Origin of the sequence: uncultured Corynebacterium sp. (assembly GCF_947253065.1) — a bacterium.
Taxonomy (GTDB): domain Bacteria; phylum Actinomycetota; class Actinomycetes; order Mycobacteriales; family Mycobacteriaceae; genus Corynebacterium.
In genome coordinates this window covers 35,391-51,664 of the sequence record NZ_CAMXWS010000013.1, presented here as the reverse complement: position 1 = coordinate 51,664, position 16,274 = coordinate 35,391, and the positions used below count along the sequence as shown (strand labels likewise).

At 57.9% G+C, this 16,274-nt stretch carries 9 protein-coding genes; 3 read left to right on the top strand and 6 right to left on the bottom strand.

Translation table 11 applies throughout. The features are described 5' to 3' along the window. Both Q0X21_RS05040 and Q0X21_RS05035 read right to left on the bottom strand, forming a co-directional pair. Positions 1–3,358: YPDG domain-containing protein (locus Q0X21_RS05040; RefSeq protein WP_297850683.1), on the bottom strand; the 3,358-nt coding region annotated here is incomplete at its 3' end. 480 nt (positions 3,359–3,838) lie between these two features. Next, the gene (locus tag Q0X21_RS05035) at positions 3,839–8,245 is read right to left on the bottom strand and encodes a Rib/alpha-like domain-containing protein (RefSeq protein ID WP_297850681.1); all 4,407 of its coding nucleotides are present in this window, start codon (positions 8,243–8,245) and stop codon (positions 3,839–3,841) included. A gap of 776 nt (positions 8,246–9,021) precedes the next feature. Here Q0X21_RS05035 and Q0X21_RS05030 point away from each other — a divergent pair. Continuing rightward, positions 9,022–9,372: a hypothetical protein gene (locus tag Q0X21_RS05030; protein WP_297850680.1), complete on the top strand. Its 351-nt coding sequence runs from the start codon at positions 9,022–9,024 to the stop codon at positions 9,370–9,372. A 93-nt stretch (positions 9,373–9,465) separates the two neighbouring features. Here the strand turns inward: Q0X21_RS05030 and Q0X21_RS05025 are convergent, their stop codons facing one another. Further along, entirely contained in the window at positions 9,466–10,755 is a 1,290-nt protein-coding gene (locus Q0X21_RS05025) for an adenylosuccinate synthase (RefSeq protein WP_297850678.1), read from the bottom strand. Between the two features lie 463 nt (positions 10,756–11,218). After that, positions 11,219–11,620 (bottom strand): NUDIX domain-containing protein, encoded by a 402-nt coding sequence (locus Q0X21_RS05020; RefSeq protein ID WP_297850676.1) that lies wholly within the window; start codon positions 11,618–11,620, stop codon positions 11,219–11,221. Positions 11,621–11,667: 47 nt separating this feature from the next. Here Q0X21_RS05020 and Q0X21_RS05015 point away from each other — a divergent pair, with 47 nt between their 5' ends. Together Q0X21_RS05015 and Q0X21_RS05010 are read left to right on the top strand one after the other, a co-directional pair. Continuing rightward, positions 11,668–12,450, top strand: coding sequence for a hypothetical protein (locus Q0X21_RS05015; RefSeq protein WP_297850674.1), 783 nt, complete (start codon positions 11,668–11,670; stop codon positions 12,448–12,450). Between the two features lie 305 nt (positions 12,451–12,755). Beyond that, entirely contained in the window at positions 12,756–13,595 is an 840-nt protein-coding gene (locus tag Q0X21_RS05010; protein ID WP_297850672.1) for a PRC and DUF2382 domain-containing protein, read from the top strand. A gap of 221 nt (positions 13,596–13,816) precedes the next feature. Here the strand turns inward: Q0X21_RS05010 and Q0X21_RS05005 are convergent, their stop codons facing one another. Together Q0X21_RS05005 and fbaA are read right to left on the bottom strand one after the other, a co-directional pair. Further along, the gene (locus Q0X21_RS05005; protein ID WP_297850670.1) at positions 13,817–15,133 is read right to left on the bottom strand and encodes an aromatic acid exporter family protein; all 1,317 of its coding nucleotides are present in this window, start codon (positions 15,131–15,133) and stop codon (positions 13,817–13,819) included. 103 nt (positions 15,134–15,236) lie between these two features. After that, complete coding sequence (gene fbaA, locus Q0X21_RS05000; protein WP_297850668.1) at positions 15,237–16,271, bottom strand: class II fructose-bisphosphate aldolase; 1,035 nt, start codon at positions 16,269–16,271, stop codon at positions 15,237–15,239. Between the last annotated feature and the right edge of the window lie 3 nt (positions 16,272–16,274).

Sequence of the window (16,274 nt, the reverse complement as noted above, 5' to 3'; positions counted from 1 at the left end):
TATTCGGGATCTCAACCGGCTTATCCGGAGTCGTAGAGGAATCCTCCCAATCCGGAGTCTTGGTCGGCTCCTCGATCTCCACCGTGATGGTGTCAATGACCTTGCCGTCCTTGTCCTTGACCTCAACGACAATCTTGTCGCCCGGCTTAGCATCCTCGTTCGGCGTCACCGTGATGGTGCCATCCTCACCGATCTCAGCAGTACCCGGACCATCGGTCACCTCAACCGTGGTGCCATCCTCAACCGGACCACCCGTATTCGGGATCTCAACCGGCTTATCCGGAGTCGTAGAGGAATCCTCCCAATCCGGCTTTTCTGCCGGAGCATCCGGCTCTTCGACGGTGACAGTGACATCAACGTTGTCCTTGGTGCCATCCGGGTAGGTCACCTCAACCGGAACAGTGATCTCGGTACCAGGCTCAGCATCCCCCGGAACCGTAACAGTGATCTCACCAGTGTTCTCATCAATGGTCACACCATCCGGAACGTTCTCGCCCGGACCGAACTTGGTGCCCTCCGGAGCGTCGACGACCTTGCCCTCACCGTTCTTGTCCTTGAACTCAGGAGCATCAATCTTGACGTCGCTGCCCGGCTTACCAGAACCATCCTTGTAGCCCGGCTGAAGGTTCTCAGCCGCGTTCGGAACCTTCGGGTTGCTGTCATCCTCATCCGGGATACCGTCACCGTCATCATCCGGATCCGTAACGTCAGGCTCACCGTCACCATCGGTATCCAGCTTGAAGTTCGCGTCCGTCTTGTCGGTGCTGCCATCCGGGTAGGTCACCGTAACCGGAACATCGAACTCCTCAACGGTGTCCTTGTTCAGCTTCGACGGATCCGGGACCGTCACCGTGATCTCACCGGTGTTCTCATCGATCTTGACTTCGTAGCCCTCAGGAGCCTCGAAGCCCGGGGTAGTGAACTTGGATCCCTCAGGAGCCTTCGCGTCCTTGCCATCCTTGTCGGTGAAGGTCGGAGTCGACTTGGTGTCCTCGCCCGGAACAACCAGCTTATCCTCGTACTTCGGCTCGAATTCGTTGGACTGGTCGACCTTCGTGACTACCAGCGGGACACGGTCTACGTGACCGGCCTTGATCACCTCAGGTTCCTGTCCTTCCTCCGCAGCAGGGGTGACAATGTCATAGGTGACCGTCACATTTGGATTCTCCTGTGAGGGAGCACCCTCCCCTTCCGGAGTAGCAGTGGTCGGGGTACCCGTGATCTTGCGAGTCTCAGGGTCGAATTCCAGCCCGTCAGGGAGTCCCTCAACCTTGATGTTCTCAGCGACGGCACCCTCCGGGAGACCTTCCGGCTTCACTTCCTGGTCGTAAGGCTTACCGACGACGCCGTCGTTAAGCGGCGTGTCCGTAACGAACAGATCGTAAGACTTCGAGTTCTCAACGGTAGTAACAGTCGTATCACCGGCCTGCAACTCGGCTTCATTAATGACTGTCACCTTGTACGTGCCAGGCTTTTCCGGGGTACCAGAAATGACACCCGTGTTCGGATCGATCTCCATCCCCTCAGGGAGGCCTTCCGCACGGAAGTTCTTGTACGTAACACCATCAGCCGGCTCTGGAGCGACAGTTACGTCCTCCTCGCCGTCCTTGTAGTTCTCACCGACGGACCCAATAGGCAACGGATTACGGACTACGGCGGTGAACGCATCAGAGGCCAGCGGCGTTCGGTTGCCGGTGCCATCCTCAGCCCACAGCGTTGCGGTGTATGTGGTGGTTTCTTCCAAATCCTCCGGTACCTGGAAGTCAGCAGAAGGCAGCGAGTAATTATCTACCGGCAGGTCTTTGTGCTCAGCAACGACATTGCCCGCTGGGTCGGTCCAGATAATGTCGTACTTCAAGTTCTCGTGCGTCAGAAGACCAGTGGTCTCAGTGACGGCAGTGTCGCCCGCTTCAGCGGTATGAAGCTGCGAATCATAGTTAACGACATCGAAGTCCAACGGCGACGGGCTGAGGATGATATTCATGCCACGCTGATAATCCTGAAGCCTATCTTCAGACTTACCGACGGCCACGTTCTTACCGCCAGACCACGGGGCTGGATCAATACCGTTCATCCAGCGCTGGAACTGCCAGCCGGATTGCACGCCGATATTATTCGGCAGATCCACGGGACCAATGTACATCCAGTCCATGTTGATGTGCTTGGAATCAGTTGCACCATTGGACCAACGGCCCTCAGCCCAGGATTTTGCGGGCTGGTGGTATTTCTCGTCAGGAACAATGCCCTGGCGATCGCGAGCGTTTCCGTAAATACCCTTGAAGTAGAGCTTGTACTCACCCTTTTCATTGGTCTTAGTGGTAACGGTCTCTGCAATCCACTCGGGGTGCTCACCCTGGATTTGCTCGCTGATCCACTCCTGCATTTTGTTCTCGTCAGCGATTGTCCAGTCGCTACCGCGCAGATCCTTACCACCGAAGTTCTGCTTCACATACGTCTCGATAGCAAGGATCGCTTCATCGCTCAGATATGAACCAACAAGCTCCTGTCCACCCAAGACGAGGTCGCGCTGCTTACCCTGAATGGCGCCGCCACCCAGAATTGCGCCGGATTCCGCGTCAAGCGCACCATTAGGAACTGCAGAATTCCAGAAGACAACACCGCCAACAGAGCCGTTCAAGCCGTTGCCAACGTTTTCACCTTCGCCCGAAACTGCCCAATCCTCACGAGGCTGAGTCAGCGTGTAATCAGAGTTGCGGATGTAATTGATATCAAGCTGAGAGACCCTGTGGCTGCCCGAATCCCAGGAAACCATGTGGTTAAAGTCCGTAGCCGCCTGTGCAGGCGCCCAAGTGCTCGCGTACTGATTCATCAGACGCAATTCTTCTTTTTGACCGTCGGGCAGCTCTACCCAAACACGAATCTGCTCCCGCCAGCCATCAAGACGAGGGTTACCTGCCAGGTCTTTGAGGCCCGCTGAACCGGTTGAAGTTTCTGCCTCGAACACACGCATCCGATTAAGTTCGTCGAAGAACGGCTTCATCTCGATTGCATAAGAACCCTGCTCATTGGTGGTAGCAGTGTAGATCGGAGAGAAACGAACGTTTTTGTTTCCTTCCTTCCACTGTGCATAAACCTTGGCTCCTGCGATCGGCTTAGAGTAGTCAGCTAGCCCGGCATTCGTGGCCGACTGGGCATACACCTCACGAATGGTGCCCGAAATGGTAAAAGGCCCATTTGCAATACCCTCGGACTCAATTGCGGTCTCAGTGACCGGCACGGGGGCAGCATTATCCTGCGCAAAAGCAACCGGCTGCACCACCGGCGCAACGAGCGCCAGGGAGAGTGCCGCTGCTGCGATGGATGTGCCGCGGCGGCGGGTGATGTTCTTGATGTTCATGTGGTCCCTTTCGAAAAAGACTTTGAACGATGTATGGAGTTCTGGTTCGTGCCCTGCGCTTTGAGCGTTACGACACGGTCCGTACATGAGATGCGTTGGCGTCACTCAGCGCAAGTTGCGGGCACCATACGATTTCTCACAGCTACAGAAACTATCAGTGTCAAGAAAATGTATCCAGCCCAAAAGACTAGACAATTGGATCTGGCGTCACACCATTGGCAACACGCGCAACATACAGCAGGTAGAAGCATGGGCAGATGTATATAACTTTTTTAGTGACGCACGCCACTCAGGCCGGTTTCCCGCCCTAAAAGGGGCCGAAGCAGAGGAGCCACACGCGAAGAATCACAGAAACATTTTATGTTTTCTTTACGCGGCACGATTATTTTCAAGCCTTCAAGAATGGCAAAACCCACCGCCACTTCCCGTTGTGGGGAAGATAGCGGTGGGCTTTCTCAGATGAGAGACCTAGTGAGTCATTTACTCTTCGGTGTTCTCGTCAGCAGCCGGTGCTTCAGCGTCGTTTGCCTCAGCTTCAGCTTCCGGGTTTGCCGGGGCATCCTCGTTTTCCTGGCGCTTGCTGGAAGAGGAGCTGCTCTCCTGCTTCTCGAGCGAGGAGGCGTTGTCACCTTCCTTCTCGACACGGGTAGAGGAACCACCAAAGATCGAGTCGATATCCACATTGGTATCACGGATCTCCGTGTTACCCGGACCGCACTTGACTGCAATCGTGGTGATCGCAGCGATGCCGTAAGCCAGAACCGCGATGCCACCTAGGACGTGGCCCAGGTTTGCACCTGCACCCTTCAGCTGTGCCTGGAAGTCAGCGGCAGCCTTAGCCAGACGCGGATCCATGATGCCGAGCTGGTTCTGCAGAGCAGTGTTCGCATCCTGGATCTGACGACCAACCTGAGCCTGAATGTTCTGCAGACCCGGGATCGCAGTCTGGGAAGCAATACCCAGCGGAATCAGAGCCAGCAGCGGCAAACCAAAGCCAATCAGAGACTCGGTGCAGCCTTCACGGTCGGAGGAGCTGATCGGCTCTTCCTCGATCGTCACCGTGACGGTGTCGATGACCTTGCCATCCTTGTCCTTGACCTCAACGACAATCTTGTCGCCCGGCTTCGCATTGTCATTCGGGGTGACCTTGATGTTGCCGTTCGGCAGCAACTCAGCCGTGCCCTTGTCATTACCCTCGGTCACCTCAACGGTGGCACCTTCCGGAACCTCGAAGGACTTATCCTTCTCAACCTCAACCGGCTTGCCCGGGTAAGTCTCAGCATCGCCCCACGGATCGACGATCGTCACAGTGACTTCGTCAATGACGTTGCCGTTCTTGTCCTTGACCTTGACAACGATCTTGTCGCCCGGCTTCGCATCCTCATTCGGGGTGACAACGATGTTGTCATCCTCGTCGAGCTCAGCCTTGCCCGGCCCCTCTACCTCGAGAGTGGTTCCTTCCGGAACATCACCAGAGCCATCCTTCTTAGGAATCTTGATCTCGTTGCCCGCAGTACCGGTGGTGTCGTCCCAATCCGGTTTCTCAACCGGGGCTGCAGGCTTGCTGTCCGGGTCGAATGGGTCAGAGCACTTCTGGATTTCTTCGATGTTGGACACACCGTCGCCATCCCAGTCGTCACTCTCAGCCATCGGGTTGCCCTTCGCATCGAGCAGCGTGAAGTTAGCCGTAGCCTTATCCTTATCGCCATTCGGGAAGGTCACATCAATCACCGAGTTAGCAGCGAACAGTGGTTTGAGCTTCTCAATGAGATCCTTCGCCTCCTGCTCAGTGATCTCCTCGCCATTCTTGCACTTGTCACCAATGACCTTGCTGTGCTCGGAGGTGTAACGCTCCTTCAGCTTCTGGGAATCAACCTTGGCAACAACGACACCATTCTCATCCGGCTCCTCGATGGTCCACAGACCATCGTGAGTCTCCTGGTTCGGCTGACCATTGTCATCCTTAGCGGTGGCGTACTTAGTGCCCTCCGGGATCTCAGTCTTGTCCTTAGCCGGTACCGGCTTAGCCTTGATATCAGTATCGACCTGACCCTTACCGGGCTCATACTCGACGTCGTAGTCGCCGGTCACAGTGACAGTGACGGTCTCCTTATCAGTCGAACCGTCCGGATAAGTCACCTCAATTTCAACCTCGACCTTATCGCCCGGCTTAGCGTCCTCCGGCGGCGTCACCTTGATGTCACCGTTGTCACCAACAACCTCAACGGTCCAGTCGTTGCCCGACTGATCCTTGACCGTCTCAGGAACCTTGACATCGGAGCCCTCCGGCAGCTTGTCACCCGTGTTCGGGATATCTACCGGCTCATTCGGCTTAGTCTCAGAGTTCTCCCAGTCCGGGGTGGTCTTAGCGGCGTCATCACCATCGTTGGTCGGATCGCCGTCACCATCATCATCGTTCTGAACGGTAACGGTGAACTTCTCAACATCCTGCGAACCATCCGGGTAGGTCACAGTCACCCAAATAGTCGATTTATCACCGGTCTTGGCATCAGCCGGCGGAGTAACCGAAATCTCACCCTCCGGAGTGGAGGTGACAGTCCAGCCCTTATCCGAAACGGCGTCAACCTTCGAACCGTCCGGAATTGCCTCACCAGTGTTCGGAACCTTCACAGGCTCGCCCGCCGGGGTCTTGGAGTTCTCCCAAGACGGAGTAATCTCATCCGCCTGACCCGACTGCCCGTTATCGGTCGGCTTTTCGAAGCCCTCGGTAACCTCAACCGGAGCGTAAATCGTCTCCTTAGAACCATCCGGGTAGGTGGTCACAACAGGGATATTGTACTCGCCGACCGGCGTGTTCTCGTCTGGGGTGACGGTGATGGAGCCATCCGGATTGACCTTGATCCAATCCGGCCACTCCGGGTTACCCTCATCGTCGGCCAGCGGGCCGTCCGGACCAACGACCTGGTTACCCGGAGTGAACTTCGTTCCTTCCGGAAGCTCCGGAACATTACCCTCTTCATCTTCCTGCGTGTTCTTCGGCGCCGGAATCGTGGTGTCCTCGCCCTGCGGAGCAGTGGTCTCCTCATACTCCGGGGTGTACTTACCGTTATCACGTTCACGGTCGATGACCATCAAAGAGTCAGCGGAGACCACACGGTCGCCAACGACGAGCTCTGCATTGATGATCTCACCGCTCGGGTAATCCTCCGGAATGTCGAAGGAGCACTTGGAAGCTTCCGTTGCAGAGCCAATATTCTCGCAACGCTTGAGCTCCTTGCCCTTCTGATCGCGCCAGACGACATTCACCCAGTTCGAATCACCATCGAATGGCGGGAACGTACCGGTGACCTCAATCTCAGCGGTCTCACCAGGCTTTGCCGGGTTCTGGAACGCATCAAAGTTGGTGATGTTCAGCGACTGCTGCTCATTGACCATCACTGCGAAGTGCTGGTTCGCGATCGCTTTTCGTACCGGGCGCTTGTACGGCGTACCCGACGACCATGCGGTGTTGTCGTTGAAGTTGAAGAAAGAGTTGGTGATGTAAGGCGAGTAGGTGTCCATCGTCTTCTCACCAGTGGGATCGGTCACCCACATGAACAGGTTGTCAAAGTCGACGTAATCCGTGTCCTCATTAGAAGGATTCTCTGCATCATCGAAGCGCAGAGTGTAGTTACCCTCCTCATCGGTGTAACCCCACACCGTCTTGAGGATGTACTCAGGGTGATCCTCCAAAAGCTTCTTTGTGGCCGCCGTCTTCTCCGCAGGCGTGGTCAAATCCTTGACCTGCTGCTGGTTAGCAATGGCACCCTCGCGGGTAAGCGTGGAAGCGTAAACACGGTAGCCTGCAGCCGGACGGTCACGACGGTCGCGGTTCGGGGCGTTAGTAATCGAAGTGCCGTTGCCAGCCTCGAGCCACACTTCGCCCGCAATATAACGGTCGAGATCAGTCAGGGTCTCAGCATCACGACGGGCACCTTCCGTGTCCTCCACGGCCTTTTGCATGACAGGAGAGTCCTTGCCGACCATCCACTCAGCCGGACGCTCCTTCATGATCATGCCGGTCAGGTTCATTGCTGCACCCACAGACGGCCATGCACCGTTGTTCTGAGCCGTAGAAACATCAACGAACGAACCGGGAACAATTCCGTTTACCTGACGGAACGGCTCCACCAGCTGACCGCGGTCATTCTCGTATGGGTCGACCCACAGACGGTACTGCTGGCTGCCGCGTCCATGGAAGCGGTGGACCTTACCATTCGCATCCGTCCACTCCATGCCACCACGGCGCTTCGAACCGGAAACCGATTTGACACCATCAGTGCTGTTCTCGATTGTCTTAGCAGCCTCTTCTGCTGCCTTAACCTGCTCCTCATATTCCGGGGTACCCGGCTCAGCCGTGATCTCCGGAACACCCTCCGGAGTATCAACCTGCGGCAAACCAAAAGCGAACGTGCCCTGACCACCGTTCAATCCAACTACGGTGCCCTCCAGGTTGTGCACCTGGGTGCGGAAAATCGGAGAAACAGAGCCATCAACATCACGGAACTGCGCGTATACGTAAGTTCCCTCCGGAGCTGGCACACCGCCAGTACCACCAGAAGTAAACGGGTTCGCGGTCAACGAGTCACCCGGAGTGGCCTCGGTGATGTGACCGGAAAGCAGACCGTAGCCCTGACCGAACACATTCGTCAGGTGGGACGGCTGCGTAATGCGACCCGATGCGATCGGGTCAGCATCAATTACCTGCCTCTCAGCATGGATGGCATCTTCAAGCGAGTTGTCACCCGCAGGAGCTGCCACAGCTGGGCTGTCTGCATCCTGTTGCGCAAAGGCGACCGGCTGCACAGTCGGAGCCACCAGCGCCAAGGAGAGAGCCGCAGCCGCAATAGAAGTGCCACGGCGGCGAGCAATGTTCATTTTCCGCATGAGTTCCTTTCAAGAAACGTCAGTAGGGGTTCTCAAATCCAAAAGAGACGCATGGTGCGTCTTCCTATGAGTTGCGTTGGCGCTACTCAGGAAGCACTAGGAGCACCATACGTTTCCTCACAGAGACGAAACTATCACCGGAATGTATTTAAAGCCAGCTAAAGAATAAGCATCTCTTCGTAAGAGTGCCCTAAATTGTCTAGACAATAGACGTCCATACTGGCCATGGCGTTTTTAAATGTATGTACATATGGTGACAAACATAAATTACCGCCTCTAGCTGTGATGATAAACACTTGATGCGGGCTGGGAATTCTATGGCAGAGGCTGAAAACATCAGCTTCTGCATGAATCCTTTTGCCAAGCTTTTCGTTTTATTTACTGAACAATATACTTTCGGGCACCACATTCTTTTCGGAATCTACACAATTAGCCACTCAATAAACCCGCTTACTACACACGGCAATAATTTATAAACGCGGATTCTGGGGCTGAACAGATGGGAAGGAAGGGGCGTCGATAAGCGAAAAGCGCACACTCCCCTAGAGAGGGAAGGGCGCGCTGCGGCGTTGGTTTAGTTGTCTATGGCGTGTTTAGCGCTCCATGACGTCGTGGCGCACGATCGTCTGATCGCGGCCGGGGCCTACGCCGATGTAGGAAATCGGGGCGCCGGAGAGTTCCTCGAGGCGCAGGACGTAAAACCCAGTGAACCTGGACAGCAGCTTGACGAGAAAATATCATCGGATGCTAACTACGCGACGACAAGGAGAAGACTCATGCACAACGTCTCTCCTCGAACCGCCCGTCAGATTGCGACATACGAACTTCTTCTTCCGGAGCTCAAAATCAATGACCTCAGATTGTCCGACCACCCTGAGCTTTTGAAAGAAATCGATTCGCGCGTTGCCGTCACGCAGGGATCCGCCTTTCAATCGGCGGCCGAAGCGCTCAAAACGTGGATCAAGAACGACGATTACGAGTCGCTAATCGCGGCACTGACTAATCCAGGTGATGAGTTCGAGGCATACCGCGTGGTCAGCCCGCTCATTTCCGTTTTCGGTCACACGGTTTCGCGTTCGCCCCGTGTGGGTGCCGGTATTCAGCAACCGAATATCGTCAGGGGTTGACGGCTGGAGAGGAGCTTCGATCAGCGAAAAGCGCGCCCCCTCCCCTAACGGAAGGAACGCGCTAAAGCGTGAGACGTGGAGTGCAGAACGCGGCTAACGCTCCATAACATCGTGGCGCACGATCGTCTGGTCGCGGCCGGGGCCTACGCCGATGTAGGAAATCGGGGCGCCGGAGAGTTCCTCGAGGCGCAGGACGTAATCTTGGGCGCGCTGCGGAAGCTCCTCAAAGGTGCGGCAGCCGGTGATGTCTTCGTCCCAGGCGGGCATGGTCTCAAAGATGGGCTCGGCGTGGTGGAACTGGGACTGAGTAAGCGGCATTTCATCGAAACGCTCGCCGTCGACGTCGTAGGCGACACAGATGGGGATCTCACCAATGCCGGTGAGCACGTCCAGCTTGGTCAAGAAGTAGTCGGTGAAACCGTTGACGCGTGCGGCGTAGCGTGCGATGACAGAGTCGTACCAGCCACAGCGGCGCTTGCGGCCGGTATTCACGCCGACCTCACCACCGGTCTCCTGGAGGTAATCGCCCCACTTATCAAAGAGCTCAGTTGGGAACGGGCCCGCACCCACGCGGGTGGTGTAAGCCTTCACAATGCCCAAGCACGCGGTGATCTTCGTCGGACCGATGCCGGAGCCAACGCAGGCACCGCCAGAGGTCGGGTTGGAAGAGGTCACGAACGGGTAGGTGCCGTGGTCCACATCCAGCATGGTGGCCTGGCCGCCCTCCATGAGGACGTGCTCGCCACGGTCGAGTGCGGCATTGAGCTCCTGCTCAGCATCGATCACCATCGGCTTGACGCGATCGGCATAGCCCAGGAAGTAGCCCACGACCTCTTCAGGGTCGATCGCCTTGCGGTTGTACATCTTCACCAGCATCTGGTTTTTCACATCCAGAGCGGATTCGATCTTCTGGCGCAGGATGGATTCGTCGAACAGGTCCTGCACACGGATGCCCACGCGCGCGACCTTGTCAGCGTACGTCGGGCCGATACCGCGGCCGGTGGTACCAATCGCACGCTTGCCCAGGAAGCGCTCCTGCACGCGGTCCAACGTCTGGTGGTACGGGGTGACCAGGTGAGCATTGGAGCTAATGCGCAGGCGGGAAGCATTCGCGCCGCGGGCCTCCAGGCCGTCGATCTCCTCGAAGAGGGCCTCCAGGTTCACCACCACGCCGTTGCCCAGCACCGGGGTGGCATTCTCACTGAGAACGCCGGCGGGAAGGAGCTTCAGCTCGTACTTCTCACCACCGACAACAACTGTGTGGCCGGCATTATTGCCGCCGTTTGGCTTGACCACATAGTCGACCTTGCCACCAAGAATGTCCGTGGCCTTACCTTTGCCCTCGTCGCCCCACTGGGCACCGACGATGATGATGGCCGCCATAGAAACGCTCCCTAATTCGCGCTGCGAGTCGCAGTACTCACAGCTGTCGTGTGCGTGCTTACTGCGGGCTCATCCCCGCAGAAGTCCAGCGTTATTGTAGCGCTACGTTGTGCGGGGCTTCTCAGTGAGCACCGCGGGTTAGTTACGAAGGGTGCGATCTTGGTGCTTCGAGTTCGGGGCGGTGTCGCAGAGCGATCTGCGCATATGTCTTTGAAATGGATTGAGGGCACGGGTGACCTAATTCAACGGTTCGAGTGCGCTACCAGGCCAAACATTTAAAGGGAATTAGGACAGTGGGGGCTGGGCGTGTCTGGGCGGGTATCGGGCGAGCCACGTGACTGTCCTAATTAGCAACGGATGATCATGCAGGTCAAGGGATACATAACTGCCAATGAGGTCAGCAGTGCCCTAAATACACATCAGGAATATGCGCGCGGACAGCTCACAGGCTCAAACAATCCCCTCAGCCCAGCGCCGGAAAGACCTTCGTCTCCAGCAAAGGCGCCAGATCCACACCCGCATCGGCCGGGTTACGCGGGTCAACCCAGCGGATTTCCGCAATCTCTGCTGCCGGCACCGGGTCCACGGTGGCGGGACAGGTAAAGATGGTGCCTTCTACTTCACGGCCTGCCTCATTCGCCGCCGCTGTGCGGAAGGTGCCTAGGTGGGTGAGAGTAGCGGCGTCGATAAGCGTGCCAATCTCCTCGCGCACCTCGCGCACGGCGGTTTCGCGCGGGGTTTCGCCGGATTCGGGCTTGCCGCCTGGCAGCATGAAACGGCTCGTGTTCTTCTTGCGCACGGAGAGCACGCGGCCGTCGGTATCGCGGAAGACGACGGCGCACACGCGGATCAGTTCGGTGGACATGGCCCTCAATATACAAAGCGCGCGGGAGTCGCTGTACCGTGAGCGCCATGCGGCTTGTTCATTGCGCGTGCGCTACCAACTTCACCATCGCTGGTGCTGAAATCCATCAGCTTCCGGCGATTCCTACGCGGAAAGACCTGCGTTTCCTCGACGAGATCGCGCGCGAGGTCCTCCCCGTTGATCCGACCCCATCCCTGCAAGAAATCGCGGCATCGCCATCTGTTTCACACCTCGGCGAGCCAGCATTCGCACCGCAACAACCCGCAGAGCGCCTGCGCATCATCGTGTCCGGCTCAGACGCTGCGTTGAGCGCGATCCTCACCCGCATGATGCGCGCGGACTACCTGTGGGCCGAGATCGCGTACCTGCCCGCCGACCCCTCCTCCCCTGCCGCTGTGCTGTGGGGCATCCCTGACGACGCACGCACGCTCGCGCTCGAAGGGCCCGTCCGCCCGATCCCGTGCATCCGCAATGACACAGGTCTCGTCGTCGCCGGCTCCGCCACGCTCACACATGCAGAGGACAAGCCGTTCATCGGCGAGATCGTCGTTGACAACGACGTCCTCCTCCGCAGCGACGGCCGCAGCCGCCTCTACGGCGCACGTCTCGTGCCCACCACCCACGCACCAGGGCTCGCAGCCGCAGTGATGCGCAAGCCACGCTTCCGCAAGCACATGCTTATCGACGCCACCTCCACCCCCTCCGGCCGCGCCCTCCAATCCGGCGGCCTAGACATCGCAGTGACTGTCGACGGTGTCCGAGCCAAACGCCCCGTCGAGCGCGTGACTTTCTACCGGCACCTCCGCGATATTCAAGCCATTCGCAGCTAAGTGAGTTATCTCACATATTCGGTTTCCGGGACACTTTAGTGACCCTTCGTACCCAATCCGTTAACAGCTTCGTTATCAGTCTGAGACACCGCTTAGCAAAAAGTTTGGTACACCAACGCCCGAACAGTATTTATGCAGGTCACGTCTCGTGGACGCGACACTATAACGAATCTCCCCCAAGCTTCCCTCCAACTATTGATTGATATATACCCGTTCAAGATTTCGTCGCTGACAAACCCCAGGGTCGTCGTTACGTTGGGTCTTGTTCGATCACGGACAAACATTAAAAGGAGATTCAAGACAAAATGACTGACGTTAACCGCATCGAAGACCTTGCAAACGCAACCGCTTATGACGTTGATGGCGACAAGGTTGGTGGCGTCCAAGACGTTTACATCAACGACACCACCGGCCAGCCGGACTTCGTCTCCGTTTCCCACGGCCTGTTTGGCACCGGCGACTCCATCGTCCCGCTGCGTGGCCACTCCCTGAAGGATGGCGAGCTCCACCTCGCATTCTCCAAGGACCGCATCAAGGACGCACCGGATCTTGACGAGAACGGCCACCTGACCAACGCCGACCAGGAGGCTTTCTACCGCCACTACGGCCTTGAGAACGCCGAGGAGCGCACCACTTACGAGACCGGCGCTGCTGGTGCTGGCGTTGGCGCTGCAGGTGCAGGTGCAGCAGGCGCTGCCGCTACCGACGCTGATGCTAACGGCAAGCACCACGCTGACGCTGCTGCGAACACTGACGCTGCCCCGGCTGCGGCTGCTGACGGTGAGATGATCCGTTCTGAGGAGCAGCTGAACGTCGATAAGCAGCGCGTTGAGTCTGGCCAGGTCCGCCTGCGCAAGTACGTCGTCCACGACACCGAGACCGTCGAGGTCCCGGTTGAGCGTGAAGAGGTCCGCGTCAGCCGTGAGCCGATCACCGAGGCTGACCGCGCAAACTTCACTGGCGACATCGGTGAGCAGGAAGCATCCGTCACCCTGCACGAGGAGCGCGTGAATGTTTCCAAGGAGTCCGTCCCGGTAGAGAAGGTCTCCCTGGACAAGGACGTTGTGCGCGACACCGAGCAGGTCACCGAGGATGTCGCCAAGGAGCGCATCGAGACCGACGGCGTCGTCGACGAGAACAAGTAAGCCCTCTCTAATCGGGCTTTAACCCGGCACCTTCCCCGCGTGGGGTGGGTGCCGGGTTTTGTGTGGTTGGGGCACGGGGTGACGTCGATAAGCTATCGACCTGCGTGAACAACTTTACATGGCCACGTCAACCTTTGATTCCCCCAATTTTATAACCTCGCGTTTTGGGAACATAAATAATTGGGCATGTAAAATTGTTCACAACCAAGTAAGCGCGTGCGCTATTCCCCACCCTCCTGCTTCGGGCGTTCGGGGAAGCTGCTCGTGCGCAACTCGGGCGGGTAGGCAGGCGTCTCGGAGGTTGGCTTCAACACCGCGACGGCGGACTCGCGGGACCAGCCGCAGATCTGCAGCATGTCCACGATGAGCGAGCGTGACTGCGCCAGGATCGCCGCGCCGGACAAGGTTGCCTGACGCTGCTCCCCCAACGGTTTGGGCATCGGGGTCTTGGTGCCGGCTTCGCTGTGGGCGGTGGCGTTGACCTCATCGGCGTGCGGGCCTTTGAACGGCGAGTACGGGCCGCGCGGGGGCTGGCAGTCGAGATCCAGGACCTCAAGACCGGTCTCCGCGCCAAGCGAACGCAGACGGTTGGTCAGCGATGGCATGCCCTGGACCTGACTGACCTTGGACTTGACTTCAAAGAGCTCAGACATATCAAGCGCGACTGCCGAGAGCTGATCCAAGATCCACAACTGCTTCGGCGAGACGGTGTCCTGGTCCTCAACGAGCACGAGCGCGCGGCGGGCGAGAACGCGGGTGCTGCGGATCGCGTTGTCGGTGGGCGGGACTGTGCGGGACAGGGACTGCACGTAGCGACGTGAGCCCCACAGGAAAGGCGAGAGCTGCGTGGATTCGCGGCCGGACTTGGTGGCGGTGGAGATTGCGTCGATATCCGACTGGGTGCTGCGGATAGCTTCCAAAGCCTCGGCCATTTCGGCGGGGTCTTGGCGGGAGATGCTGGTAGAGACGTCGTCAAGCACGGAGCTCAAAATAGACAGAACCTTGGAGATCTCCTGGCGCGCGTTAGACAGCGGCGCGGAAGGCACGAGCGCGACAACAGCCAGACCGACAGCCGAACCGATGAAGGCGTCGACCGCGCGGTCAAGGCCCGTGACGGCAGCGTCGGGCGGCATGATCGTAGAAATCAAGATTGAGCCGATGGCCACCTGATTTGCCACCAACATCGACTTTGAAAAGAACGACGCGAACAGCATCGAACCGCACACCGCCAGCGCGATCTGCCATCCACCAGGACCGATCGGGGCGAACACAAGGTCGCCGACGAGGACGCCCAGGATGCAACCAAGCGACATATCCAACGCACGCTTGATGCGCTCACCACCGGACAAACCGACGATGATGATCACACTGATCGGCGCGAAAAACGGCTGCGGGTGACCCACCCACTCAAACGCAATGAAATACGCCAGGCCCGCTGCGAAGCCGACCTGGAGTGCCGGCCAGAACCGCCGCGCCACCCTTTTCAGACGCGCCTCAAGCGAATCCTCCACGGCAGCCATACGCTGGCGTGTAGACATGCGCACGCTTTTAGTCTGTCTATCCATCGGCATCAGGATAGTTCTTCGCAATACAAAAAGGCCAGGCCCCTTTCAAGGACCTGACCTTTAGCGCAAACGCGGTTTACTTGGACACAGACTTGCCCACAGAGTTGAGGTTCTCGCACGCCTCAACGACACGCTCAGACATGGACTGCTCCGCCTTCTTCAGGTAGGAGCGCGGGTCGTAGGCCTTCTTGTTGCCCACTTCGCCGTCGACCTTCAGCACACCGTCGTAGTTCTCAAACATGTGCGAAGCGACCGGGCGGGTGAACGCGTACTGGGTATCCGTATCCACGTTCATCTTCACCACACCGTAGGAAAGTGCCTCAGCGATCTTCTCCGGCTCGGAGCCAGAGCCACCGTGGAACACGAAGTCGAACGGCTGGTCACCAGCATTCAGGCCAAGCTTTTCGACGGCCGCCTTCTGCCCCATATCCAGCACCTCCGGACGCAGCTTCACGTTGCCCGGCTTGTACACACCGTGAACATTGCCGAAGGTAGCAGCCAGCAGGTAACGGCCCTTCTCGCCAGTACCGATTGCGTCGATGGTCTTCTCAAAGTCCTCGCGCGAGGTGTACAGGTTTGCGCCTGCCTTCGCCTCAACGCCGTCCTCTTCACCACCGACAACACCGATCTCGACCTCGAGAATGATGTTGGCGTTGTGAGCCTTCTCCAAAAGCTCCTGTGCGATCTCGAGGTTCTCGTCGATCGGGATTGCAGAGCCATCCCACATGTGGGACTGGAACAGCGGCAGCTCGCCGCGGTCCACGCGCTCCTGAGAGATAGCGATCAGCGGACGCACGTACTCGTCCAGAACTTCCTTCTGGCAGTGATCAGTGTGCAGCGCAACATTGATGTCGTAGTGCTTCGCTGCCTCGTGTGCGAATGCTGCCAGTGCCTGTGCACCAGCAACCTTGTTTTTCACCGACAGACCAGAACCGAACTCCGCACCACCAGTGGAGAACTGGATGATGCCGTCCGAGCCAGCCTCCGCGAAGCCGCGCAGCGCCGCGTTGATCGTCTCAGAAGACGTGCAGTTGATGGCCGGGAACGCGAAGCCGCCCTTCTTCGCGCGGTCGAGCATTTCGTTGTAAACCTCAGGGGTTGCAATAGGCATTGG

Bases quoted from the DNA above. Each gene is read 5' to 3' on its own strand.
- Q0X21_RS05010 (WP_297850672.1), top strand. From the start codon at position 12,756: ATGACTGACGTTAACCGCATCGAAGACCTTGCAAACGCAACCGCTTAT.
- fbaA (WP_297850668.1), bottom strand. From the start codon at position 16,271: ATGCCTATTGCAACCCCTGAGGTTTACAACGAAATGCTCGACCGCGCG.
- Q0X21_RS05030 (WP_297850680.1), top strand. From the start codon at position 9,022: ATGCACAACGTCTCTCCTCGAACCGCCCGTCAGATTGCGACATACGAA.
- Q0X21_RS05005 (WP_297850670.1), bottom strand. From the start codon at position 15,133: ATGTCTACACGCCAGCGTATGGCTGCCGTGGAGGATTCGCTTGAGGCG.
- Q0X21_RS05025 (WP_297850678.1), bottom strand. From the start codon at position 10,755: ATGGCGGCCATCATCATCGTCGGTGCCCAGTGGGGCGACGAGGGCAAA.
- Q0X21_RS05035 (WP_297850681.1), bottom strand. From the start codon at position 8,245: ATGCGGAAAATGAACATTGCTCGCCGCCGTGGCACTTCTATTGCGGCT.
- Q0X21_RS05020 (WP_297850676.1), bottom strand. From the start codon at position 11,620: ATGTCCACCGAACTGATCCGCGTGTGCGCCGTCGTCTTCCGCGATACC.
- Q0X21_RS05015 (WP_297850674.1), top strand. From the start codon at position 11,668: ATGCGGCTTGTTCATTGCGCGTGCGCTACCAACTTCACCATCGCTGGT.